General features: G+C 66.4%; 19 protein-coding genes. 8 read left to right on the forward strand and 11 right to left on the reverse strand.

The features are described from left to right. Positions 1-7: 7 nt before the first annotated feature. The 10 genes from A9W99_RS13015 to A9W99_RS13060 form a co-directional block, all read right to left on the reverse strand. Positions 8-709, reverse strand: a complete 702-nt coding sequence (locus tag A9W99_RS13015; RefSeq protein ID WP_067378004.1) for a YciI family protein — start codon at positions 707-709, stop codon at positions 8-10. A gap of 289 nt (positions 710-998) precedes the next feature. Further along, positions 999-1,895, reverse strand: a complete 897-nt coding sequence (gene mmaA4, locus A9W99_RS13020) for a hydroxymycolate synthase MmaA4 (RefSeq protein WP_067378007.1) — start codon at positions 1,893-1,895, stop codon at positions 999-1,001. 74 nt (positions 1,896-1,969) lie between these two features. Continuing rightward, on the reverse strand, positions 1,970-2,860 hold the full coding sequence (locus A9W99_RS13025; RefSeq protein ID WP_067378010.1) for a cyclopropane mycolic acid synthase family methyltransferase: 891 nt from the start codon (positions 2,858-2,860) through the stop codon (positions 1,970-1,972). Positions 2,861-2,997: 137 nt separating this feature from the next. After that, positions 2,998-3,861, reverse strand: coding sequence for a cyclopropane mycolic acid synthase family methyltransferase (locus tag A9W99_RS13030; protein WP_067378015.1), 864 nt, complete (start codon positions 3,859-3,861; stop codon positions 2,998-3,000). Positions 3,862-4,032: 171 nt separating this feature from the next. Next, entirely contained in the window at positions 4,033-4,893 is an 861-nt protein-coding gene (gene mmaA1 / locus A9W99_RS13035; RefSeq protein WP_067378019.1) for a mycolic acid methyltransferase MmaA1, read from the reverse strand. Positions 4,894-4,965: 72 nt separating this feature from the next. Further along, positions 4,966-5,823, reverse strand: a complete 858-nt coding sequence (locus tag A9W99_RS13040) for an alpha/beta fold hydrolase (RefSeq protein WP_253869812.1) — start codon at positions 5,821-5,823, stop codon at positions 4,966-4,968. A gap of 97 nt (positions 5,824-5,920) precedes the next feature. Continuing rightward, positions 5,921-7,267 carry an AarF/ABC1/UbiB kinase family protein gene (locus A9W99_RS13045; protein WP_067378025.1) on the reverse strand — a complete coding sequence of 449 codons (1,347 nt, stop codon included), beginning with the start codon at positions 7,265-7,267 and terminating at the stop codon, positions 5,921-5,923. Between the two features lie 127 nt (positions 7,268-7,394). Continuing rightward, positions 7,395-8,312, reverse strand: a complete 918-nt coding sequence (locus A9W99_RS13050; protein ID WP_067378028.1) for an alpha/beta fold hydrolase — start codon at positions 8,310-8,312, stop codon at positions 7,395-7,397. A 10-nt stretch (positions 8,313-8,322) separates the two neighbouring features. Beyond that, complete coding sequence (locus tag A9W99_RS13055; protein ID WP_067378200.1) at positions 8,323-8,895, reverse strand: DinB family protein; 573 nt, start codon at positions 8,893-8,895, stop codon at positions 8,323-8,325. Positions 8,896-8,918: 23 nt separating this feature from the next. Then, complete coding sequence (locus A9W99_RS13060) at positions 8,919-9,452, reverse strand: DinB family protein (RefSeq protein WP_067378203.1); 534 nt, start codon at positions 9,450-9,452, stop codon at positions 8,919-8,921. A 51-nt stretch (positions 9,453-9,503) separates the two neighbouring features. Here A9W99_RS13060 and A9W99_RS13065 point away from each other — a divergent pair, with 51 nt between their 5' ends. From A9W99_RS13065 to rplL, 5 genes are all read left to right on the forward strand, one after another. Further along, positions 9,504-13,682: an NEW3 domain-containing protein gene (locus A9W99_RS13065; RefSeq protein WP_067378031.1), complete on the forward strand. Its 4,179-nt coding sequence runs from the start codon at positions 9,504-9,506 to the stop codon at positions 13,680-13,682. After that, positions 13,679-14,293 (forward strand): malonyl CoA-ACP transacylase, encoded by a 615-nt coding sequence (locus A9W99_RS13070; RefSeq protein ID WP_067378034.1) that lies wholly within the window; start codon positions 13,679-13,681, stop codon positions 14,291-14,293. Before A9W99_RS13065 ends, A9W99_RS13070 begins: the two co-directional genes overlap by 4 nt. After that, complete coding sequence (locus tag A9W99_RS13075) at positions 14,293-15,207, forward strand: ROK family protein (protein ID WP_067378037.1); 915 nt, start codon at positions 14,293-14,295, stop codon at positions 15,205-15,207. The genes A9W99_RS13070 and A9W99_RS13075 overlap by 1 nt, the downstream gene beginning before the upstream one ends. Before the next feature lie 311 nt (positions 15,208-15,518). Then, positions 15,519-16,106: a 50S ribosomal protein L10 gene (gene rplJ, locus A9W99_RS13080; RefSeq protein ID WP_067378040.1), complete on the forward strand. Its 588-nt coding sequence runs from the start codon at positions 15,519-15,521 to the stop codon at positions 16,104-16,106. Positions 16,107-16,147: 41 nt separating this feature from the next. Continuing rightward, entirely contained in the window at positions 16,148-16,540 is a 393-nt protein-coding gene (rplL, locus tag A9W99_RS13085; protein ID WP_067378043.1) for a 50S ribosomal protein L7/L12, read from the forward strand. Between the two features lie 66 nt (positions 16,541-16,606). On the opposite strand, the gene A9W99_RS13090 is transcribed toward rplL, so the two are convergent. Further along, positions 16,607-17,278 carry a TetR/AcrR family transcriptional regulator gene (locus tag A9W99_RS13090; protein WP_067378046.1) on the reverse strand — a complete coding sequence of 224 codons (672 nt, stop codon included), beginning with the start codon at positions 17,276-17,278 and terminating at the stop codon, positions 16,607-16,609. 80 nt (positions 17,279-17,358) lie between these two features. Between A9W99_RS13090 and A9W99_RS13095 the strand changes: the two genes are divergently transcribed. The 3 genes from A9W99_RS13095 (at position 17,359) to A9W99_RS13105 (ending at position 24,085) form a co-directional block, all read left to right on the forward strand. Next, positions 17,359-18,864 carry a carotenoid oxygenase family protein gene (locus tag A9W99_RS13095; protein ID WP_067378049.1) on the forward strand — a complete coding sequence of 502 codons (1,506 nt, stop codon included), beginning with the start codon at positions 17,359-17,361 and terminating at the stop codon, positions 18,862-18,864. A gap of 172 nt (positions 18,865-19,036) precedes the next feature. After that, complete coding sequence (locus tag A9W99_RS13100) at positions 19,037-20,047, forward strand: ABC transporter ATP-binding protein (protein WP_067378052.1); 1,011 nt, start codon at positions 19,037-19,039, stop codon at positions 20,045-20,047. Between the two features lie 525 nt (positions 20,048-20,572). Further along, positions 20,573-24,085, forward strand: a complete 3,513-nt coding sequence (locus A9W99_RS13105) for a DNA-directed RNA polymerase subunit beta (RefSeq protein ID WP_156623084.1) — start codon at positions 20,573-20,575, stop codon at positions 24,083-24,085. The last annotated feature ends 40 nt before the right edge of the window (positions 24,086-24,125 follow it).

The raw sequence follows: 24,125 nt of genomic DNA on the forward strand, positions 1-24,125 counted from the left end.
CCAGGGCCTATAGGTGAGAGACTCCCGCCAGCTGGCGCAGCTGTACGGCCGAGGCGGGAATCATCGCGGCTAATTTGACCGCCTCGTCACGATCGGTGGCGGTGAGCACATAGAACCCGGTGGCGATCTCGGCCCCTTCTGCATACGGTCCGTCCGTCAGCAGCACCTGGCCGTCGCGGACGCGTACCGTCGTCGCCGTCGCCGGCTCGTGCAGTGCGGCACCGCCGACAATGTGATCGCCTGCGGCGGTGGCGAATTCACCGTGCCGAGCCGCCTCCGCCTGCCACTCCGGAGTGCCCGGCGTGTGCACGGATGCGGGTGGTTCCTGTAGCAGCGCCAGCCATTGGCCGCTGCCCGCGCGCGTCCATTCGGCATCGAAGACGTGGTAGGCGGGCCGAACCTCGATCGCGCCGTAGGTAGCGACCGGAATATCGCGTGCCAACGCCAGTGCCTCGTCGAGGTTCTCCGCTTCGAATACGTAGTAGCCGCACGCTACCTCGGCGCCTTCGGGGAATGGGCCGTCGGTGACGAGCGGCGCGTTCGGGCCGCCTGTGATGCGCACCGCGGCGGCCGCGGGCATCAGGGCGTCACCGGCCCGGATTGCCGACGCTGCTTTCGCGTGAAAGCTCTCGAATGCCGCCATCATGGAGTCGCGCTCGTCAGGTGTGAGTTCCGGCTCCCGGCTGATCAACAGCGCCAAGTACTGCATTTGTGGTCACCTCCGATAGTGAGCGAAACCCTGTGTTCCACTCTCTACCTATCCGACGAACAGCGCGCCCACAATCCGACAGGTCTGGTGCGTCTTTGACGCCTCTACTCCCCTTAGCCACAGGTGTCACTTCAGCACCGGCGCGGCTGCCACCAGTCGTTTCCGGAAAGCGCTATCGCCGGCGCTAGCACATCTCTACCGATCGGACGAAACCAGTGCTGGCGCTTGGCCACCATATGATCGCCTTTTTCTGGTACCCGACTGGCAGGTGTGACGCCACCAGCAGAAACTAAGCAGCGGCCCCCGGCTTCAGGTAGGTCACCAGGCTGCAGTCCAGCATCTCGTCGGTGAAGTAGTGCTCGCAGCCGCGCAGGTACTTCATGTACCGGTTGTAGACCTCTTCGGAGGTGACCTCAATGGCCTTCGCCTTGTTGGACTCGAGCGTGTCGCCCCAGATGCGCAACGTCTTGATGTAGTGCGGCCGCAGCGAAAGAGCCTCGGGCACAATAAAACCGGCCTTTTCGCCGTGTTCGACCATCATCTCGGTGGACGGCAACCGCCCGCCCGGGAAGATCTCGGTGATGATGAACTTGATGAATCGGGCCGTCTCGAAGCTCAACTTCTTGCCGCGCGCAGCCATCTCGAACGGGTGATAGCTGACGCTGCTCTGCACGGTCATCCGGCCGTCCTCCGGCATGATGTCGAAGCACCTCTTGAAGAAGTCGTCGTAGTTCTCGTGCCCGAAGTGTTCGAACGCTTCGATCGACACGATCCGGTCGACCGGTTCGCCGAAATCTTCCCAGCCCTGCAACCGCACCTCGCGCGAGCGGTTGGTGTCGATGCTGTCCAGCACCTGCTGACAGCGGGCGTGCTGGTTCTTCGACAGGGTCAGCCCGACGACGTTGACGTCGTACTTCTCGACGGCCCGCTTCATGGTGGTGCCCCAGCCGCAGCCGATGTCCAGCAGCGTCATGCCCGGCTTGAGGTCCAGCTTGCTCAGGTTGAGGTCGATCTTGGCGTACTGGGCATCCTCGAGCGAAATCTCCGGCGGCTCGAAGTAGGCGCAACTGTAGGTCCGGGTCGGGTCCTGGAAGAGGGCGAAGAAGTCGTCGGAGACGTCGTAGTGCGCCTGGATGTCTTCGGAGCGGGTCCGGATCTTCGTCGGGCCAGCCTGGTTGTCAGCCATTGTCGTTCTGTTCTCCTGAATGAATTTCGCGCTTCTGACGCACGCACCGACGTGCCACCATACGTGCCGCTTGACTACTTCTCCAAGGTGAACTGGTTGCAGTCGACGTAGCCCATGCGAAACGCCTTGGCGCAGCCGGTCAGGTACTTCATGTAACGCTCGTACATTTCTTCGGACTGTAGCGCGATGGCCTCGTCCTTGCGGGCTTCCAGGGCCTGCGCCCAGAAGTCGAGAGTCTTGGGAAAGTCGGTCTGCAGCGACTGGACGTCGGCCACTCTGAAACCGACCTTCTCGCAGTGCTCCTGAACGGTTTCGATCATCGGCAGCCGGCCGCCGGGGAAGATGTCGGTGACGATGAACCTGATGAACTTGGCCATCTCCATTGTCAATGGAATGCCTCGCTCCATCACCTGTTTGACGTGCAACCCCGTGATCGAGTGCAGCAGCATCCGTCCGTCGGCGGGCAGGGCCTCGTACACGAACTTGAAGAAATCGTCGTACCGGTCGTAGCCGAAGTGCTCCAGCGCCTCGATGGTGACGATGCGGTCCACCGGCTCGCTGAACTCGCACCAGTCGTTCAGCAGCACCCGATACGACCGATTCGTGTCCACTCCGTCGAGCACCTGCCGGCAGTAGGCGTGCTGGTTTTTGGACACGGTCAGCCCGACGACGTTGACGTCGTATTTCTCCAGGGCGCGTTTCATGACTGAGCCCCAGCCACAGCCAACGTCGAGCAGCGTCATTCCGGGCTCCAGCGCCAGCTTGTCCAAGGTCAGGTCGATCTTGGCGAGCTGTGCTTCTTCCAGGGTCATGCCCTCGCGCGGAAAGTACGCGCAGCTGTAGGTGCGAGTCGGATCCACGAACAGCGCGAAGAATTCGTTGGAAATGTCGTAGTGCGCCTGGACGTCTTCGTCGTTCGGCCGGGTCGGCCGGGTGTTGACAGAGCCCCTTGGGTTTTTAGACATGAGTGCTCCCTAGTGCTCCCATTGTTGACGGGCACCTTCACGAGGTAGCCATCCCCGCGACCCTACACGCGGCGAGGCGCATCCCTGGCATTTGAGGACGCGTGACTCGGGTTTTCTCGATCGAAGTCCCGCAATCACTATTTCTCCAGGGTGAATTGGTTGACGTCGATGTAGCCGACGCGGAATCCGTTGGCGCAGCCGGTCAAGTACTTCATGTACCGCTCGTACACCTCTTCGGACTGGATCTCGATGGCCGCGTCCTTGTTCGCCTCGAGCGCCGCGGCCCACAGGTCGAGGGTTCTGGCGTAGTGCGGTTGCAGCGATTGCCGGCGCGTCAGCGTGAAGCCCGCTTTCGACGAGTGGTCCTCGACCTTCTCGATCGAAGGCAACCGGCCGCCGGGGAAGATCTCGGTGACGATGAACTTGATGAAGCGAGCCATCTCGAACGTCAGCGGTATGCCGCTTTCGACGCACTGCGGGCCCGTCAACCCGGTGATGGTGTGCAACAGCATCACGCCGTCATCCGGCAGCGCGCGATAGGCCATCTCGAAGAAGTCGTCGTAGCGGTCGTGGCCGAAGTGCTCGAACGCGCCGATCGACACGATGCGGTCGACGGGCTCGTCGAACTCTTCCCAGCCGTTCAGCAACACTCGCTTGCTGCGCGGGCTGTCCAGCTCGTCGAACGACTTCTGCACATGGGCGGCCTGGTTTTTGGACAGCGTCAAGCCGATCACGTTGACGTCATACTTCTCGATCGCCCGGCGCATGGTGGCACCCCAGCCGCAACCGACGTCGAGCAGCGTCATCCCCGGCCGCAGTCCCAGCTTGCCCAGCGCCAGGTCGATTTTCGCGAGTTGGGCTTCCTCCAGCGTCATGTCGTCGCGCTCGAAATAGGCGCAGCTGTAGGTCTGGGTGGGGTCGAGGAACAGCCGAAAGAACTCGTCGGACAGGTCGTAATGCGCCTGCACATCGGCGAAGTGCGGCGTCAGCTTCTGAGCCATGATGTTGTGTGCCTTCCTGGGCCGTTTGGGCCGTTCTGGGTTTGTTCCAGGCCCCCGGGTGCGCTGTCGCGAGGCACACCGATTCTCCGGCGCTACTGTCCGGAAATGGTATCCGATTCAGGGCGCGACACTAAACCGTACAAGCGTTTTCGCAGCTCAGGCGGTGTGCCGTTATTTCGTCAGGGTGAATTGGCCGACGTTGATCAGTCGTCTGCGGAAACGGTCTGCGCAGCCGGTCAAATAGTGCATGAAGTTGTTGTAGGTCTCTTCGGACTGCACCGCGATGGCACGATCGCGGTTGGCCTCCAGGTTGGCTGCCCACATGTCCAGCGTCCGCGCATAGTGTTGCTGCATCAATTGGGTCTCTTCCAGGAAAAACCCTGCGGCCTTGGAATTTTCGATGATGTCGTCTTCCGACGGGAGTTCGCCGCCGGGAAATATCGACTCCCGCAGGAATTTCAGGAAGCGGATATCTTTCATCATCAGCGGAATGCCCTGCTCGTGCAGCCACCTGCGGTCGTAAGTGAACAAGCTGTGCAACAACATTCGGCCGTCGTCGGGAAGGATCTCGTAGGAGCGCTCGAAAAATGCCGGGTAGCGCTCCTTTTTGAAGGCGTCGAACGCCTCGATGGTGATGATGCGGTCGACTTTCTCGTCGAACTCCTCCCAACCCTGCAACCGAGCCTCGGCATGCCGCTGCGTTGGGATGGCTGCCAGCCTGGTCTTGCTGCGCTCACAGTGGTTGCGGCTCAGCGTGATTCCGATGACGTTGACGTCGTACTTCTCCACCGCACGGACCAGCGCTCCGCCCCACCCGCATCCGACGTCGAGCAATGTCATCCCCGGCTCGAGATTCAGCTTGTCCAGCGCCAGGTCCAACTTAGCCAGCTGTGCTTCTTCCAGCGTCATGTCGTCGCGCTCGAAGTAGGCGCAGGTGTAGACCCAGGTGGGATCGAGGAATAGCCCGAAGAAGTCGTCAGAAATGTCGTACGCCGACTGCGACTCTTCGTAATACGGTGTCAATTTGGACATCTTGCGACAACCTCCCGCCTGATAACCGTACAACCCTGTGAGGCATGTCTGTCGTACCCACGAGGCAAAGTGTCAAGCATTCTGCTCGGCCGCAACGAAGTTGCTTCGCAGCTCGTTGATGACCCGATCCCACAGTTGCTGCGGCAGATCATGACCCATTCCGTCAAATAACACCAATCGAGCTCCTTCTATTGCGCGCGCGACCGCACGGCCGCCGAGTGGCCGCATCAGCTTGTCTGCCCGGCCGTGGATCACCACGGTCGGTGCGGCGATGCGCCGGTCATAACGCAGCAGGCTGCCGCTGCCCAGGATCGCGCTGAAGTGCCGCGCAACCCCCCAGGGATAGTAGCTGCGGTCGTAGCTCTCGGCGGCCTCGGCACGGACTTGTTCCACGGGCGCGCGGTAGGCCGGACTGCCGATGATCTCGGTGACGCGCACCGCGTTCTCGACGATGACGTCGCGCGGCGAATCCGGTGGGGGTCCCTTGAGAAGCGCCAGCAGGGCACGTGGCGCCGGCGGCGGCAAGAACGGGCGATTGTTGCTGGAGAAAATCACTGCCAGGCTCTTCGTCCGTTCGGCGAAACGCGCGGCGAAGATCTGTGCGATCATCCCGCCCATCGAAGCGCCGACGATGTGGGCTCGCTCGATTCCGAGGTGATCCAGCACAGCCGCGGCGTCGTCCGCCATGTCCTCCAGGGTGTAAGCCGCGCGCCCGGGCAGGCCGATCCAGAAGCGCAGCATCCGGGCCGGCAGCGGCTGGCCGCCGCCGCGCCGCTCGGTCTTGTCGGAAAGGCCGACGTCCCGGTTGTCGTATCGAATGACCCGCAGGCCGTTGTTGACGAGTTGTTCGCAGAAAGCGGTGCGCCACAGCAGCAGCTGAGCGCCCAGGCCCATGATCAGCAGTACGGGCGGATCGGCGGGGTCGCCCATGTCCTCGTAGTAGAGCTTCAGCTCGCCGGCTGATCTCCCACCAGATGTCGCCCCTGATCTCGCAAAGCCGCTGCGGACCTCCACCTGCGCCCCCTCCTCAGGCCTCGACATCGGGTTGATGCTCCCGGCTGACCTCGACCATGAAGTTCGCGAAATACCCGGTCAGTTGCGGGTCGGACATCATCTGCCACTTGGGCGCCAGCAACTTCATGTACCGCTCCACGTACAGGAACTGCTTGCCGATCAGCACCAGCTCGCGTGGCAGCTTGACGTCGTAGGCGTCGGCCAGCGTCGACAGCTGTCGGCCGATGTCGGCATAGGACATGTCGCCCAGCGTCGTCATGGTCAGCGGTGTGGCGAAGCTGGCGAGGTCCTTGGCGGCCTGCTCTTCGGGCTTCATCGTGCCGACCGCGCCCATCAGCACGACGATCTTTCCTGCCGCGGCGTGGTCCTTCTTCACCAGCAGCGCGTACACCAGTTCGCGCAGCAGCCAGCGGGTGCGGGGATCGATGCGGCCCATGATCCCGAAGTCGAAGAACACGATGCGGCCCTGGTCGTCGACGTAAAGGTTGCCGGCGTGCAGGTCGCCGTGGAAGAGGCCGTGCCGCAGACCGCCCTCGAACACCGAGAACAGCAGCGCCTTGACCAGCTCGGTGCCGTCGAAGCCGGCCTTGCGAATGGCGGCGACGTTGTCGATGCGAATGCCGTGCACCCGCTCCATCGTCAGCACCCGCTCGCCGGTGAAGTCCCAGTGGACTTTCGGCACCCGGATGTTCTTGCCCAGCGGGGAAGCGTGCAGATGGGACACCCAGGCCTCCATCGACTGCGCCTCCAGGCGGAAGTCCAGCTCTTCGGCCAGGTTGTCGGAGAAGTCGGCGACCACGTCCTGCGCGGACAGCCGACGACCCAGCTTGGCCAGTTCGACGGCCTGGGCGAAGCGCTTCAGGATCTGCAGGTCGGCGGCGACCCGGCGGCGGATTCCCGGCCGCTGAATCTTGACGACCACCTCCTCGCCGGTCTTGAGGGTCGCGTAGTGCACCTGGGCGATCGATGCCGACGCGAACGGCTCTTCCTCGAAGCTGGCGAACAACTCGGACGGCTCACCGCCGAGCTCCTCGGCTAACAGCGTGTGCACTTCTTGTGTGTCGGCCGCCGGCACCCGGTCGAGCAGCCCGCGGAATTCGCGGGACAGTGTCTCGCCGAACGCTCCGGGGCTGGAGGCGATGATCTGCCCGAATTTGACATACGTCGGCCCCAGGTCGGCGAAGGTATGCGGGATCTCCCTGATCACCTTCTGCTGCCACGGCCCCTTCCCAGGCAGCTTGGTGACGACCCGGGCGGCGGTGCGGGTGACCTGCCAACCAGTGGCGGCTACCCGGGCTGCTTCGACCGGCAACGGCACCCGGTCGAGCTTGGCCACCTCGCGGTGTTTAGTGGAGCTCATTTGAGCAGTGTGCCAAATTCCGGTAGTCAACTCCCAATTCCCGTGAGCCCGCTCACGTGCCGCCTAACGTGCAATCACTGCGAAAATCCGGCCTGAAATTCGTCGTGCTTACACGCTCGGTGATTGGCTAATCCGCTCGCGCAAAGTTCTCGGTGAGTATTTCCAGAATCGGCCGCCACACCGGTTCGGGAAGATCGTGACCCATGCCGTCGACCACCACGAACCTGGCGCCGGGGATGGCCGCGGCGACCGCGCGCCCGTTACGCGGACGCACCATCGGGTCCGCCGAACCGTGCAGCACCACGGTCGGCGCGGTGATCGCCTTGCTGTAGCCGAGCAGGCTGCCGGTGCCCAGCACGGCGTCGAATTGGCGCAGCATGCCGGGCGGGTAGGTGCAGCGGTCTGCGAGTTGCCGCACGCGGTCTCGGAGCTGGGTTTCGGACGGCAGGAAGTTCGGTCCGTTGAACACCGCGATGTTACGGACCTCGAAGGACAGCTTCTCCTCGGCTGATGCGTCGTTGGCCGGTGTGTCGAACGCCAGCTTGATGACCCGCCAGGCCGGCGGCGCGGACAGCGGCTTGCCGGTGGTGGACATGATGATGCCCAGCGACGCCACCCGGCCCGGCTCGGTGGCGGCCAGGATCTGCGCGATCATGCCGCCCAGCGACGCGCCGACGACATGTGCGCGCTCGATGCGCAGGTGGTCCAGCAGCGCCACCACGTCTCGGGTCATGTCGACCAGGGTGTAGGGCACGGGACTGGGCCTGCCGAACAAATAGCGGCCGATCCGTCGATAGAGCGGGCCTTTGGCGCGTAGCCCGTGCATCTTGGCCGACAGCCCGGTGTCGCGGTGATCGAACCGGATGACGCGGTAACCGGAGCCGACGAGCTGCCGGCAGAAGCCGTCGGGCCACATGGGCAGCTGCGCGCCGAGGCCCATGATCAGCAGCACCGGCGGGTTGTCCGGATCGCCGAGCTCCTCGTAATAGAGGTCGACGGTCCCGTCGGGGGTCACGCGACGCGCTAGCCCGCTGCTGGTTATCACGCTGTCCTCGTCATCCCGGAGACCAGGGCTTGACCCAGCCTTCGATCTCCCAACCCTCGCGCCCGGCGATCAACTCGTACATGGTGGCGCCGTCGATGCTCTCCCGGATGATGTCCGCGTGTCCGGCGTGGCGGGCCAGCTCGTTGATCACATGCAGGATCACCCAGCGCACCGACCAGGCTTCCAGGTTCTTCGGAAACCACGGGATGTCGTGCGGAACGGGCACCCGGGCATCGAGGTCGGCGGTTTCCACCAGCCGCAGTGATGTCGCGTTCTGTTCTTCGAAAGCGCGCAGCAGTCCGTCCAGCGTCTCGTCCGGCCGCATCACGTGCTGGTCGGCGAATTCCCTGGCGATTTCTTCGAAGGGCCGGGTGTCCTTGGGCGGCAACCCCGGGGCCGCGGCCACCCGGGCCATCCAGGTGCGCTGCATGCCGGTTGCGTGCTTGACCAGTCCGCCGATCGACAGCGCGCTGACCGAGGGCGTGGACCGGGCGTGTGCGTCGGTCAGGCCGTAGGACACCGCGAAGTAGGCGCTTTGGTGATAGGCCAGGTATTCGCGCAGGGCGCTGCGCTCGTCGGCCACGGGCGGGGCGAGTGCGGGCATTCTCAATCCTTTTCTCGGCCGGTTTGGCGATGCAGGTAGAGGTCTCGGAGACAAGCGATTTCGGCGCCGTGGTGAATGGCCTCCCGATTGATGTGCAGGATCAGCTCGGATAGTGGGTGCTCGGCGTATTGCCCCTCGGCCGGACCGCAGGGCCGGTTCAGGCCGTCAGCCGACACTGACCGCACACCGGTGTTCCATGCAGCGTAGGTCTGATCGAGTTGCCGCAGGGCGGTGGCGGCGTCGGTGGCGTAGTCCCAACTCTCGTAGTCGGCGGGCGGTCCGCCGAAATGGTGGTAGCAGCGCATGGCGAATACGCCCACGATGATGTGGGCCATGCGCCAGGCGATCGTGGTGAACGGCGCCGGACTGGGCGGTGGGAACGCGAAATCGACCGATCCGTCCGATTGGACGCTCCAGCAGTCGGGCACCGGCTGCCAGAAGTATTCGTCGTCGGTGAGCCCGTTAAGGCGCGGGCGCAGCTGCGCGTGCCAGTGCCAGTCAAGCTGGTCGGCCAGTTGTGTGGTCAGGTCCGCCATGACGCCGAGCATTCCATGACAAGGTGACAAGTCTGGTCGTAAGGTGCGGTCATGCAGGTGGTTTCGGCGGAGACGACCGAGCTGTTCGTCGGGCCGCCGGACGCGCCGCTGCAGCTGGCGCGGGTCGTCGTCAGCGGGTGCACCGAGCCCACGCCCATCCGAGTCGACGGCGACGGGCTGGTCGGAGAGGCCGTCGCCGAGGCCGGCGACGGGGCCGTCGAGGTTCCCGTCACGGTAAAAAACCCGGTCGTCGGTCAGCGGCGGGCCGCGCGGGCACACGCCGGCGAGTCCAGCCACACTTTCGAGTTCACGATCGCCGAGCCCGGCTGGACGATGTACATGGTCAGCCACTTCCACTACGACCCGGTGTGGTGGAACACCCAGGCCGGCTACACCAGCCAGTGGCACGAAGACCCGCCCGGACGGGCCCGTCAAACCAACGGCTTCGAACTCGTGCACGCCCATTTGGAGATGGCTCGCCGCGAGCCGGAGTACAAGTTCGTGCTCGCCGAGGTGGACTACCTCAAGCCGTATTGGGACACCCGCCCCGAGGATCGCGCCGACCTGCGCCGCTTCCTCGCCGAAGGACGCGTCGAGGTGATGGGCGGCACCTACAACGAACCCAACACCAACCTCACCAGCCCGGAAACGACGATCCGAAACCTGGTGCACGGCATCGGGTTTCAGCGCGAGGTGCTGGGCGCCGACCCGGCCACCGCGTGGCAGCTCGACGTCTTCGGCCACGACCCGCAATTCCCCGGGATGGCCGCCGACGCCGGGCTGACGTCGAGTTCCTGGGCGCGCGGGCCACATCACCAGTGGGGCCCTGCGCAAGGTGGGGACGTTGACCGCATGCAGTTCTGCAGCGAGTTCGAGTGGATTTCGCCGTCCGGCCGCGGGCTGCTCACGCACTACATGCCGGCGCACTATTCGGCGGGCTGGTGGATGGACTCGTCGACCTCGCTGGCCGAGGCCGAGGCCGCCACTTACGCGCTGTTCGACCAACTCAAGAGGGTCGCGCTGACCCGCAACGTGCTGCTGCCGGTCGGCACCGACTACACCCCGCCAAACAAGTGGGTCACCGCCATTCACCGCGACTGGAACGCTCGGTATACCTGGCCCCGGTTCGTGTGCGGCCTGCCGCGGGAGTTCTTCGCGGCGGTGCGCGCCGAGCTGGCAGAGCGAGGGCAGGTGCCCTCGCCGCAGACCCGGGACATGAACCCGATCTATACCGGCAAGGACGTGTCGTACATCGACACCAAACAAGCCAACCGCGCCGCCGAGAACGCCGTCCTGGACGCCGAACGGTTCGCGGTGTTCGCGGGGCTGCTGACCGGGGCGGAATATCCCCAGGCGGCGCTGGCCAAGGCCTGGGTGCAGCTGGCCTACGGCGCCCACCACGACGCCATCACCGGTTCGGAGTCCGACCAGGTCTACCTCGACCTGTTGACCGGCTGGCGCGACGCGTGGGAGCTGGGCAGCGCGGCGCGGGACAACTCGCTGGCGCTGCTGTCCGGCGCCGTGGATGTTCCCGACGACACGCTGCTGGTGTGGAACCCGCTGACCCACCAGCGCACCGACGTGGTCACCGCCCGGCTCGACGCACCGCTGCACTCGCAGGTGCGAGTGCTCGACAGTGACGGCGAAGAGGTGCCCGTCCATGTCGAGCACGGCGGGTGCTCGATCACCTGGCTGGCGCGCGATGTGCCGTCGATGGGGTGGCGCGCCTACCGGCTGGCCCCCGGGCACGGCTCGAACGGCTGGGAGCCGGTGCCCGGTAACGAGATTGCCAACGAGCACTACCGGCTAGCCGTCGACCCGACGCGGGGTGGTGCGGTGTCTTCGCTGTTTCACGTATCCGGCCATGGCGGCCGCGAGCTCATCGCCGACGGCAAGGTCGGCAACGAGCTCGCGGTCTACGAGGAATACTCCTCCCACCCGACTCAGGGCGAGGGCCCGTGGCATCTGCTGCCCAAGGGGCCGGTGGTCGGCTCGTCGGAATCGGCCGCCGAGGTGCAGGCATACCACGGCCCGCTGGGTCAGCGGCTCGTCGTCCACGGCCGGATCGGCACGCTGCTGCGCTACACCCAGACGGTCACGCTGTGGCGGGACGTGGCGCGCGTGGACTGCCGCACCACCATCGACGAGTTCACCGGCGTCGACCGCCTGCTCCGGCTGCGCTGGCCGTGTCCGGTGCCGGGCGCGATGCCGGTCAGCGAGGTTGGCGATGCCGTCATCGGGCGTGGCTTCGCGCTGCTACATGACGGGCCGCACTCGGTGGACACCGGGCGGCACCTGTGGACGCTGGACAACCCCGCCTACGGGTGGTTCGGGCTTTCGTCGGCGGTACGGATCCGTCTCGCCCCCGACACGATGCGGGCGGTGTCGGTCGCCGAGGTGGTGTCGCCCTCGGAGACGACGTCGGGGCCGCTGGCCCGCGACCTGATGGTCGCGCTGGTCCGGGCGGGCGTGACGGCCACCTGCAGCGGCGCGGACAAACCTCGCTACGGCAACCTCGACGTCGACTCCAATCTGCCGGACGCGCGCATCGCGCTGGGTGGCCCGACCCGCAACGCGTTCACCAAAGCCGTACTGGCCGAAGCCGACCCGGCCTACACCGCCGAACTCCAGCGGCAACTCGCCAAAACCGGGCGGGCCAGGATGTGGGTGCCGGCCGCGAAACCATTGGCCGCGGTGTGGGTGCCCGGCGCCGACCTGCGTGCGCCGCGCGCCCTGCCGGTGCTGGTCATCGACGGCCGCGACGACGAAAGGCTGCGGGCTGCGATCGCGTCGCTGACCGACGACCTCACCGACGCCGAGATCGCGGTGTCACAGCAAGCACCGCCGGAACCCGAACCCTTCGAAGCCCGCACCGTCGCGCTGCTCAACCGCGGGGTGCCGAGCTTCGCTGTCGACTCCGACGGCACCCTGCACACCGCGTTGTTACGCTCCTGCACCGGCTGGCCGTCCGGCGTGTGGATCGACGAGCCGCGCCGCACTGCGCCGGATGGCTCCAACTTCCAACTTCAGCACTGGACACACGCTTTCGACTACGCCCTGGTCTGCGACGACGGCGACTGGCGGCGCGCCGGGATCCCGGTGCGCAGCGCGCAGTTTTCGCATCCGCTGCGCGCGGTCACCCCGCACAAGCGGGGCGGCAAGTTGGCACCGGCCGGCTCGCTGCTGCAGGTCGAGCCCATCGAATCGGTGCACGTCGGCGCACTCAAAGCCGCCGGCAACCCGATGGCCGGCGGCAGCGCTGACCGCGTCGACCCTGCCGTGGTGGCCCTGCGCCTGGTGGAGACCACCGGCGCCGGCGCCCGCGTCACCGTCGGCTCCCAGCTCGGCAAGGTGAAAGCCCTGCAGCTGGCCGACCTACTGGAAAGGTCGCAGCGACGCAAACGGGCGATCGACCTGCACGGCTATCAGGTCGCCACCGTGCTGGCCCGGATCGACATGCCTAAGGTGCTGGCCGGTACCAGCGAAGTCGCCCCGCAAGCCGAGGCGGCCCAGCCGCTCTTCGCGCGTTATTGGCTGCACAACCGCGGCCCGGCGCCGGTCGGCGGGTTGCCCGTCGTCGCTCATCTGCACCCGGCGTCGGTGACCGCCGAGCCGGGCGGGGAGGTGGTGTTGCGTCTCACCGCGGCCAGCGACAGCAGCGATTACACCCTGACCGGCGAGGTGGAGATCGTGTGCCCGGGTTGGTCGGTGACGCCCGCCCTGCTGCCGTTCACGTTGTGCGCCGGCGAGCACCTGGAGGCCGACGTTGTGCTGACGATTCCGGCCCAGACCGGGCCGGGACTGTATCCGGTCCGGGCTCAACTGCGCGTCACCGGCGACTACGTGCCGGCCGCTTGGTGTCAGGTGGTAGAGGACGTGTGCGTGGTGAGCGTGGGTGCTCCCGAACACCCCGAGCTGGTCTTCCTGGTCGACGGTCCGGCCGAGGTTGAGCTGAAGGCCGGCGAGTCGGGCCGGGTGGCCGTCACGGTCGGCAGCCATGCCAAGGGCGACCTGGCGCTGGAGGCACACCTGATCAGCCCCTGGGGCACTTGGGAGTGGATCGGCCCGGCGGCTGTCGGCGCCACGCTGCCGGCGGAGGGGACCGTCGAAGTGGGCTTCGACGTCGTCCCGCCGGCCTGGCTGGAGCCCGGCCAGTGGTGGGCCCTGGTGCGGGTCGGCTGCGCAGGCCGTCTGCTGTACTCGCCGGCGGTCAAGGTGACGGTGGCATGACGCGGCCCGTCGCGACCGTGGGCGGTGACCCGGTCTCCGTCGGCGAGGTCGACGAGCGGGAAGTGCGCCTACGCAACGGTGCTTACGCCGCCACGCTGCCGGCGAGCGGCACCAGCGAGGGCCGGCAGCTCCGGCGCTGGCTGACCCAACTGATCGTGACCGAGCGGGTGGTCGCCGTCGAGGCGGCCGCCCGTGGCGTGGCGGTGCACGGCGCCCCCACCGAGGCCGATCTGTTGCCCGACGCGACGGCCCGGCTGGAGATCGGCAGCGTGGCCGCGGCGGTGTTGGCCGACCCGCTCGCGCGGGCGTTGTTCGCAGCCGTCACCGCGGACGTCGAGGTGTCCGACGACGACGTCGCCGACTACCACGCTCGCAACCCGCTCCGGTTCGCCCCGTCGCGCCCGGTCCCGCACGGCTGGCGTGCGACCGCAGACGAGGAGCCGCCGCTGCAGGAGGTGCGTCCGGCGATCACCGAGCATCTGCGCGGCGCCGCGCGTCGGCGCGCCTTTCGGCGGTGGCTCGACGCCCGCCGCGCCGCACTGGTCCAGCTCGCCCCCGGCTACGAGCATCCCGGTGACCCGCGTCAGCCCGACAACACCCACCGGCACTGATGCCCATCCTCTGCCTGGACATCGGCGGCACCAAGATCGCCGCCGGACTGGCCGAGCCCAGCGGTGTGCTGGGCTACACCGCTACCGTCCCGACGCCGGTGTACGACGGCGCCGATGCGGTCTGGGCCGCCGTCGCCGCGATGGTCACGCAAGCGTTGGACGCGGCCGGGGGCGCGGTGAGTGCCGTCGGTATCGCCTCGGCCGGACCCGTCGACCTGGACAGCGGAACCGTCAGCCCGATCAACATTGGCTGCTGGCACGGTTTTCCGCTGCGCGAACAGGTGGCGGCCCTGGTCCCCGGTGTCCCGGTGCGGCTCGGCGGCGACGGCGTGTGCATGGCGCTCGGCGAGCACTGGCTCGGTGCCGGCCGGCGGGCGCGATTCCTGCTGGGCATGGTGGTGTCCACCGGGGTGGGCGGCGGGTTGGTGCTCGACGGCGCCCCGTACGACGGCCGCACTGGTAACGCCGGCCACGTGGGCCATGTGGTGGTCGAACCCGATGGCCGGCGGTGCACATGCGGTGGCCGGGGCTGTGTCGAGACCGTCGCTTCCGGACCGTCGGTGGCGCGCTGGGCCAGGGACCACGGCTGGTCTGCGCCGCCGGGCGCGGGCGCCAAGGAGCTGGCCGAGGCCGCGGCGAGCGGAGATACGTTGGCGCTGGCGGCTTTTCGCCGGGCCGGCACCGCGCTGGCGGCGATGATCGCGTCGGTGGCGGCGGTGTGCGACCTGGACCTCGTTGTCATCGGTGGGGGAGTGGCCAAGTCCGGCGACCTGCTCTTCGGCCCTTTGCGTGCGTCGTTGTCCGACTACGCCGGGCTGAGCTTTGTGGCCGGGGTCCGAGTGCTGCCGGCCGAACTGGGTAGCGAGGCCGGGCTGGTCGGCGCCGCCCGGCTCGCCAGCATTGCGCGAGTGTGAATCCCGCGACGCGACACGCCGCGAGGGCGTCGCCGAGTTCACACTCGGCGACCGTTCGGGCCCGTTTTGGCTGATGGCAAGCGGCCGCGCTATTGTGGTTGCCGATCCACCGAAGACCGTCGGTCACCGAGAAATCGGTTGAAGGTCCGGGAACATCCCGGCGGCCCACGCAGGAGGACGAGGCAGTAACGCCGGCGTGCGCCGGCGTATCCAACGCCCCGGCCACTTCTGCGCCGGGGCGTACGTCATTCCCGGCCGGGCACACCTTCGGTGGTCGACAGACAACAGGAAGTCCACCGTAGGAGGCACGCATGGCCAGGGCTGACAAAGCCACCGCCGTCGCGGAAATCGCAGAGCAGTTCAAGGCCTCGAGCGCCAGCCTGATCACCGAATACCGCGGTCTGACGGTGGCGAACCTGGCTGAGCTGCGCAGGTCGCTGGGCGAGTCGGCTACTTACGCCGTCGCCAAGAACACGCTGATCAAGCGGGCGGCCTCGGAAGCCGGTATCGAAGGCCTCGACGAGCTGTTCGCCGGCCCGACGGCCATCGCGTTCGTCACCGGCGAAGCGGTCGATGCGGCCAAGGCCATCAAGACCTTCGCCAAGGAGCACAAGGCGCTGGTCATCAAGGGCGGCTACATGGACGGCCACCCGCTGACCGTCGCGGAAGTCGAGCGCATCGCCGATCTGGAGTCCCGCGAGGTGCTGCTGGCCAAGCTGGCCGGGGCGATGAAGGGCAACCTCGCCAAGGCGGCCGGCCTGTTCAATGCACCGGCATCGCAGATGGCCCGGTTGCTGGCCGCCCTGCAAGAAAAGAAGCCCGCCGATGCTCCGGCCCCCGCGGCCGCCGCCGAGGCACCCGCTGAAACTCCGGCCCCCGAATCAGCTGCAGCGGAATAACCCACCTACCCCAAACCCCAGAATCAGGAAGGACCCACATCATGGCAAAGCTCTCCAGCGACGAACTGCTCGACGCGTTCAAGGAAATGACCTTGTTGGAGCTGTCGGACTTCGTCAAGAAGTTCGAGGAGACCTTCGAGGTCACCGCGGCCGCACCGGTCGCTGTCGCCGCCGCGGGCGCGGCCCCGGCGGGCGGCGCTGCCGAGGCTGCCGAGGAGCAGTCCGAGTTCGACGTGATCCTCGAGGCCGCCGGCGACAAGAAGATCGGCGTCATCAAGGTGGTCCGGGAGATCGTCTCCGGCCTGGGCCTCAAGGAGGCCAAGGACCTGGTCGACAGCGCGCCCAAGCCGCTTTTGGAGAAGGTCGCCAAGGAAGCCGCCGACGAGGCCAAGGCCAAGCTCGAGGCGGCCGGCGCCAGCGTCACCGTCAAGTAGTTCCTGCTCGGCCCTCGCCCTCGCCGAGCGTCACTCCTGCGTGACACTCGGCGGGCGAGCGGTGGCTCAACCAGCCACCGCCGACAGCGCGGACTGTCGCACCCGGTCGGGCGAATCTCCCAGCGCCACCAGCAGATTCATCGTCATCGAGCCGAGCACCGGTCCGACGGCAGCGCCGTCGTCGCCGTAGTACCCGGCCAGTTCCAGCATCACGAACCCGTGTATCAACGCCCAGAACTGGGCAGCCGTGGCGACTACGCCGGCGGGCTCGACACTGATCCGGCCCGCGGTCATCGCCCTGTGCACCACCCGCACCACGTGCGCGAAGCTCGGGTGATGCTGTTCGACCTCCTCGACCGACAGTGTCAGGACATTGCGCACGGGCGCGTTGATGCCGTGCGCGCTGGTGCTGCCGAACATCAGGCGATACATATGCGGCCGTTCGGTGGCGTAGCGCCGGTATGCGGTGCCGATGGTCAGCAGGTCGGCGACCGGGTCCGCGGTCTGCGGCATGGTCAGGGCGGCGTCGAACTGCCGCAGACCCTCCTCGGCGACCTCGGCGATCAGCTCACGCATGCCGCCGAAATGCGTGTACACCGCCATCGTCGAAGTTCCGGCGGCGCTGGCCACCTTGCGGGTCTGCAGCGCATCGGGTCCGTGGTCGTTCAGCAGGCCGACGGCCGCGTGCAGCATGTCGTCACGGACACTGCGAACGCTGGCTTGGCTCTCCGAAGTCATCCTTGCCATCTTCTCATCGCCGGCGTACGGTCGCTATAACGCCGTAATAACAATGTTATGGGATCGCAGAGGAGCCCGAGATGACGTCCGTACAAACCGCCGAATCCCGGAACCGGTATCTCGAAGGCTTCCTCGCGCCGGTGACCGCCGAAGTGACCGCCACCGACCTGCCGGTGACCGGCCACATCCCCGAACACCTCGACGGGCGCTATCTGCGCAACGGCCCAAATCCCGTCGCGGAAGTCGACCCGGCCATCTACCACTGGTTCACCGGTGACGGCATGGTGCACGGCGTCGCGCTCAAGGACGGCAAGGCCTGCTGGTACCGCAACCGCTGGGTGCGCAGCCCGGTAGTGCGCGCCGCGCTTGGCGAGCCACCCGCCGCCGTCGGCAACCCGCGCGCCGGAATGCAGTCGCTGGGCGCCAACACCAGCGTGCTCAGCCACGCCGGTCGCACGCTGGCGCTCGTCGAAGGGGGCGTCGCCAATTACGAACTCACCGATGAACTCGACACCGTCGGCCCCTGCGATTTCGACGGCACCCTGACCGGCGGCTATACCGCGCACCCGCACCGTGACCCGCGCACCGGCGAGCTGCACGCGGTGTCCTACTCGTTCGCCCGCGGCCGGACCGTGCAGTACTCGGTGATCGACACCAACGGCCGGGCCCGGCGCACCGTCGACATCGCGGTGTCGGGATCGCCGATGATGCACGACTTCTCGCTGACCGACAAGTACGTGGTGCTCTACGACCTGCCGGTGACCTTCGACCCGATGCAGGTGTTGCCGACGACCATGCCGCGCTGGCTGCAACTGCCCGCCAGGCTGGTGCTGCAGTCGGTGATCGGGCGGGTCCGGATACCTGGGCCCATCACCGCGCTGGCCAACCGCGACGAGCGTCCCTCCAACCGGCTGCCGTACGCCTGGAACCCGAAGTATCCGGCCCGCATCGGCGTCATGCCCCGCGAAGGGTCCAACCGCGACGTGCGCTGGTTCGACATCGAACCCTGCTACGTGTACCACCCGCTCAACGCCTACACGGAGATGCGGGACGGCTCAGAGATCCTGGTCCTGGACGTGGTGCGGTACTCCCGGATGTTCGACCGCGACCGGCGCGGCCCCTTTGAGAGCGCGCCCCTGCTGGACCGCTGGACCGTCAACCTGGCGACCGGCGCGGTCACCACCGAACGCCGTGACGACCGGGCACAGGAGTTCCCCCGGATCAACGAGACCTTGCTTGGCGGTCGGCACCGGTTCGGCTACACCGTGGGGGTCCAGGGCACGTTCGACGACTCGAGCAGCGACCGCCCGATGGAGACCGCGCTGTACAAGCACGACTACGCGACCGGATCGAGTTCGATCGCCCCGCTGGACCCGGACCTGTGGATCGGTGAGATGTCGTTCCTCCCGAATCCCGGTGAGCATGCCGAAGACGACGGCATCCTCATGGGCTACGGCTACCACCGCGGTCGCGACGAGGGCCAGCTACTGCTGCTCGACGCCCAGACGCTGGAGCCGGTTGCCACTGTTCATTTGCCGCAACGGGTCCCGGGAGGCTTCCACGGCAACTGGGCGCCCACCGCTTGACGCGCACCGGCCAGCGGTAACGGTGATAATGGATCCGCCGAACGATCTGGTAAGACGGTTATCTGCCAAATATGAACTGCAACCCTGATATGTGGCCGCGGCGGTAAGCTACAGTGACTCAAGCCACACAATGGGGCGGGTGGGGCCACGCGCGTCGACGGAAGGATTCCCCATGGGCGTCAGCATCGAGGTCAACAACCTAACGAAGTCGTTCGGTTCCTCGAGGATTTGGGAAGACGTTACGCTTACCATCCCCGCCGGGGAGGTCAGTGTTTTGCTGGGGCCGTCGGGTACCGGCAAGTCGGTCTTCTTGAAGTCGTTGATCGGTCTGCTGCGACCGGAACGCGGCTCGATCATCATCGACGGCACCGACATCATCGAGTGCTCGGCCAAGGAACTCTACGAGATCCGAACCCTGTTCGGTGTGCTGTTCCAGGACGGCGCGCTGTTCGGCTCGATGAACCTCTACGACAACACCGCGTTCCCCTTGCGTGAGCACACCAAGAAGAAGGAAAGCGAGATCCGTGACATCGTCATGGAGAAGCTGCAGCTGGTGGGCCTCGGTGGGGACGAGAAGAAGTTCCCCGGCGAGATCTCCGGCGGTATGCGCAAGCGTGCCGGCCTGGCGCGGGCCCTGGTGCTGGACCCGCAGATCATCCTCTGCGACGAGCCGGACTCCGGTTTGGACCCGGTCCGTACCGCCTACCTGAGCCAGCTGATCATGGACATCAACGCTCAGATCGACGCGACCATCCTGATCGTGACGCACAACATCAACATCGCCCGCACCGTGCCAGACAACATGGGCATGTTGTTCCGCAAGCACCTGGTCATGTTCGGCCCCCGCGAGGTGCTGCTGACCAGCGACGAGCCGGTCGTGCGCCAATTCCTCAACGGCCGCCGGATCGGCCCGATCGGCATGTCCGAGGAGAAGGACGAGGCCACGATGGCCGAAGAGCAGGCCATGGTCGACGCCGGCCAGCACGCCGGTGGTGTGGAGGACATCGAAGGCGTGCCGCCGCAGATTCAAGCGACGCCGGGTATGCCCGAGCGCAAAGCGGTGGCTCGTCGTCAGGCCCGGGTCCGCGAGATGCTGCACACCCTGCCCAAGAGCGCCCAGGCCGCCATCCTCGACGACCTCGAGGGCACTCACAAGTTCCACGCGAACCAGTTCGGCGGCTAGTCCGTCCAGCGAAAGCCACGGCGGGGGACCGCAAGTCCCCGGCCGTGGCTTTCGGCTCAGCCGGTACCTAAAGTCGCACCGGCGCGCTGCTGCCGCCCGTGACGGTTCATCCAGGCAATTTCGTGTGAACTTGGCGCAACTTGCCGCCCCGCACCCCTTGACGACGGGACGTAAACGGGTCAATCTGTTGGGCAGCATGTGTCCAAGGTGTTCCAGGGGCAATTCCAGATTGCCAGCCAGCGCGAGGTGCCCCGGGGCCGTTTGGCATGGGTAGTTGAGGAATGCGCGGTCCTGCGCTATTGTTGGACGTTGCGCTGGCTACTTCCTGCCCACCTCACAATCGCCACTTGACACTGTGGTCCTAGCCTGAGCCCCCTTCTGTGGCCCAGCTAGTTAGTTGCGCGCGTGAGATCCGGGCAGATCGTCCGCCAGCCTGATTAACACAATTGTCGCGGCGAACAGGCCCGGTGGGCATCCGCTCTCTGGGGATCTCGTTAGTCGCACGAGGTGCTGGAAGGATGCATCTTGGCAGATTTCCGCCAGAGCAAGACAGACCAGAGTCGCCAAAGTTCCTCTAATAGCGGAAGTTCCTCTAACAGCTCCGTGCCCGGAGCGCCCGATCGAATTTCCTTCGCCAAGCTCCGCGAACCGCTTGAAGTTCCGGGGCTTCTCGACGTGCAGACCGACTCGTTCGAGTGGCTGATCGGCTCGCCGCGGTGGCGCGAGTCCGCCGCCGCACGCGGCGAGGGCAACGCGATGGGCGGCCTGGAAGAGGTGCTCTACGAGCTGTCGCCGATCGAGGACTTCTCCGGCTCGATGTCGCTGTCTTTCTCCGATCCCCGGTTCGACGAAGTCAAGGCACCGGTCGACGAGTGCAAGGACAAGGACATCACCTACGCGGCTCCGCTGTTCGTGACGGCCGAGTTCATCAACAACAACACCGGCGAGATCAAGAGCCAGACGGTGTTCATGGGCGACTTCCCGATGATGACCGAGAAGGGCACGTTCATCATCAACGGCACCGAGCGTGTCGTGGTCAGCCAGCTGGTGCGCTCGCCCGGCGTGTACTTCGACGAGACCATCGACAAGTCCACCGAGAAGACGCTGCACAGCGTCAAGGTGATCCCCAGCCGGGGTGCCTGGCTGGAGTTCGACGTCGACAAGCGCGACACCGTCGGGGTGCGTATCGACCGCAAGCGCCGGCAGCCCGTCACCGTGCTGCTCAAGGCGCTGGGCTGGACCAACGAGCAGATCCACGAGCGGTTCGGTTTCTCCGAGATCATGATGTCGACGCTGGAGAAGGACAACACCGTCGGCACCGACGAGGCGCTGCTGGACATCTACCGCAAGCTGCGTCCGGGCGAGCCGCCGACCAAGGAGTCCGCGCAGACCCTGCTGGAGAACCTTTTCTTCAAGGAGAAGCGCTACGACCTGGCCCGGGTGGGCCGCTACAAGGTCAACAAGAAGCTCGGGCTGCACGCCGGTGAGCCGATCACCAGCTCGACGCTGACTGAAGAAGACGTCGTGGCCACCATCGAGTACCTGGTCCGCCTGCACGAGGGGCAGACCGCGATGACCGTCCCGGGCGGCGTCGAAGTGCCGGTGGAGACCGACGACATCGACCATTTCGGTAATCGCCGGCTGCGCACGGTGGGCGAGCTGATCCAGAACCAGATCCGGGTCGGCATGTCCAGGATGGAGCGGGTGGTCCGGGAGCGGATGACCACGCAGGACGTCGAGGCGATCACGCCGCAGACGCTGATCAACATCCGCCCGGTGGTCGCCGCGATCAAGGAGTTCTTCGGCACCAGCCAGCTGTCGCAGTTCATGGACCAGAACAACCCGCTGTCGGGTCTGACCCACAAGCGCCGGCTCTCGGCGCTGGGGCCCGGCGGTCTGTCCCGTGAGCGCGCCGGCCTCGAGGTTCGCGACGTGCACCCGTCGCACTACGGTCGCATGTGCCCGATCGAGACCCCGGAGGGTCCGAACATCGGTCTGATCGGCTCGCTGTCGGTGTACGCGCGGGTCAACCCGTTCGGGTTCATCGAGACGCCGTACCGCAAGGTCGTCGACGGCGTGGTCTCCGACGAGATCCACTACCTGACGGCCGACGAGGAGGACCGCCACGTCGTGGCGCAGGCCAACTCGCCGATCGACGCGCAGGGCCGGTTCGTCGAGGGGCGTGTCCTGGTCCGCCGCAAGGCGGGCGAGGTGGAGTACGTGCCCTCCTCCGAGGTGGACTACATGGACGTCTCGCCGCGCCAGATGGTGTCGGTCGCGACGGCGATGATTCCCTTCCTTGAGCACGACGACGCCAACCGTGCCCTGATGGGCGCCAACATGCAGCGCCAGGCGGTTCCGCTGGTGCGCAGCGAGGCGCCGCTGGTGGGCACCGGCATGGAGTTGCGCGCGGCGATCGACGCCGGCGACGTCGTCGTCGCCGAGGAGAGCGGCGTCATCGAGGAGGTGTCGGCGGACTACATCACCGTCATGCACGACACCGGCACCCGGCGCACCTACCGGATGCGCAAGTTCGCCCGCTCCAACCACGGCACGTGCGCCAACCAGTGCCCGATCGTGGACGCCGGGGACCGGGTCGAGGCCGGCCAGGTCATCGCCGACGGTCCCTGCACCGACAACGGTGAGATGGCGCTGGGCAAGAACCTGCTGGTGGCGATCATGCCGTGGGAGGGTCACAACTACGAGGACGCGATCATCCTCTCCAACCGCCTGGTCGAAGAGGACGTGCTCACCTCGATCCACATCGAAGAGCACGAGATCGACGCCCGTGACACCAAGCTGGGCGCCGAGGAGATCACCCGGGACATCCCGAACGTCTCCGACGAGGTGCTGGCCGACCTGGACGAGCGCGGCATCGTGCGTATCGGTGCCGAGGTCCGCGACGGCGACATCCTGGTCGGCAAGGTCACCCCGAAGGGGGAGACCGAGCTGACGCCGGAGGAGCGGCTGCTGCGGGCGATCTTCGGCGAGAAGGCGCGCGAGGTCCGCGACACCTCACTGAAGGTGCCGCACGGCGAGTCCGGCAAGGTCATCGGCATCCGGGTGTTCTCGCGTGAGGACGACGACGAACTGTCGGCCGGGGTCAACGAGCTGGTCCGGGTGTACGTGGCCCAGAAGCGCAAGATCTCCGACGGCGACAAGCTGGCCGGACGGCATGGCAACAAGGGTGTGATCGGCAAGATCCTGCCGGTCGAGGACATGCCGTTCCTGCCGGACGGCACCCCGGTGGACATCATCCTGAACACCCACGGTGTGCCGCGACGGATGAACATCGGCCAGATCCTGGAAACCCACCTGGGTTGGTGCGCCCACAGCGGCTGGAATATCGACGGTTCGCCGGACTGGGCGGCCAGCCTGCCCGACGCGCTGCTGAGCGCCGAGCCGAACCAGATCGTGTCGACTCCGGTGTTCGACGGCGCCAAGGAAGAGGAGCTGCAGGGCCTGCTGTCGGCCACGCTGCCCAACCGCGACGGCGACGTGCTGGTCGACGGCGACGGCAAGGCGGAGCTGTTCGACGGTCGCAGCGGCGAGCCGTTCCCGTACCCGGTGACGGTGGGCTACATGTACATCATGAAGCTGCACCACCTGGTGGACGACAAGATCCACGCCCGCTCCACCGGCCCGTACTCGATGATCACCCAGCAGCCGCTGGGTGGTAAGGCGCAGTTCGGTGGCCAGCGGTTCGGTGAGATGGAGTGCTGGGCCATGCAGGCCTACGGCGCCGCGTACACGCTGCAGGAGCTGTTGACCATCAAGTCCGACGACACCGTCGGCCGGGTCAAGGTCTACGAGGCGATCGTCAAGGGCGAGAACATTCCGGAGCCGGGTATTCCCGAGTCGTTCAAGGTGTTGCTCAAAGAGCTGCAGTCACTGTGCCTCAACGTCGAGGTGCTGTCGTCCGACGGCGCGGCGATCGAGCTGCGCGAGGGCGAGGACGAGGACCTGGAGCGGGCCGCGGCAAACCTCGGAATCAACTTGTCGCGCAACGAATCTGCGTCTGTCGAGGACTTGGCTTAAATCGCGGCACAGCCGCGGTGCTTAACGGTTACTAAACCCG

Source organism: Mycobacterium sp. 1164966.3 (assembly GCF_001665395.1).
Lineage (GTDB): Bacteria > Actinomycetota > Actinomycetes > Mycobacteriales > Mycobacteriaceae > Mycobacterium.

Bases quoted from the DNA above. Each gene is read 5' to 3' on its own strand.
- A9W99_RS13015 (WP_067378004.1), bottom strand. From the start codon at position 709: ATGCAGTACTTGGCGCTGTTGATCAGCCGGGAGCCGGAACTCACACCT.
- mmaA4 (WP_067378007.1), bottom strand. From the start codon at position 1,895: ATGGCTGACAACCAGGCTGGCCCGACGAAGATCCGGACCCGCTCCGAA.
- A9W99_RS13025 (WP_067378010.1), bottom strand. From the start codon at position 2,860: ATGTCTAAAAACCCAAGGGGCTCTGTCAACACCCGGCCGACCCGGCCG.
- A9W99_RS13030 (WP_067378015.1), bottom strand. From the start codon at position 3,861: ATGGCTCAGAAGCTGACGCCGCACTTCGCCGATGTGCAGGCGCATTAC.
- mmaA1 (WP_067378019.1), bottom strand. From the start codon at position 4,893: ATGTCCAAATTGACACCGTATTACGAAGAGTCGCAGTCGGCGTACGAC.
- A9W99_RS13040 (WP_253869812.1), bottom strand. From the start codon at position 5,823: ATGGGCGACCCCGCCGATCCGCCCGTACTGCTGATCATGGGCCTGGGC.
- A9W99_RS13045 (WP_067378025.1), bottom strand. From the start codon at position 7,267: ATGAGCTCCACTAAACACCGCGAGGTGGCCAAGCTCGACCGGGTGCCG.
- A9W99_RS13060 (WP_067378203.1), bottom strand. From the start codon at position 9,452: ATGGCGGACCTGACCACACAACTGGCCGACCAGCTTGACTGGCACTGG.
- A9W99_RS13065 (WP_067378031.1), top strand. From the start codon at position 9,504: ATGCAGGTGGTTTCGGCGGAGACGACCGAGCTGTTCGTCGGGCCGCCG.
- A9W99_RS13070 (WP_067378034.1), top strand. From the start codon at position 13,679: ATGACGCGGCCCGTCGCGACCGTGGGCGGTGACCCGGTCTCCGTCGGC.
- A9W99_RS13075 (WP_067378037.1), top strand. From the start codon at position 14,293: ATGCCCATCCTCTGCCTGGACATCGGCGGCACCAAGATCGCCGCCGGA.
- rplJ (WP_067378040.1), top strand. From the start codon at position 15,519: ATGGCCAGGGCTGACAAAGCCACCGCCGTCGCGGAAATCGCAGAGCAG.
- rplL (WP_067378043.1), top strand. From the start codon at position 16,148: ATGGCAAAGCTCTCCAGCGACGAACTGCTCGACGCGTTCAAGGAAATG.
- A9W99_RS13090 (WP_067378046.1), bottom strand. From the start codon at position 17,278: ATGACTTCGGAGAGCCAAGCCAGCGTTCGCAGTGTCCGTGACGACATG.
- A9W99_RS13095 (WP_067378049.1), top strand. From the start codon at position 17,359: ATGACGTCCGTACAAACCGCCGAATCCCGGAACCGGTATCTCGAAGGC.
- A9W99_RS13100 (WP_067378052.1), top strand. From the start codon at position 19,037: ATGGGCGTCAGCATCGAGGTCAACAACCTAACGAAGTCGTTCGGTTCC.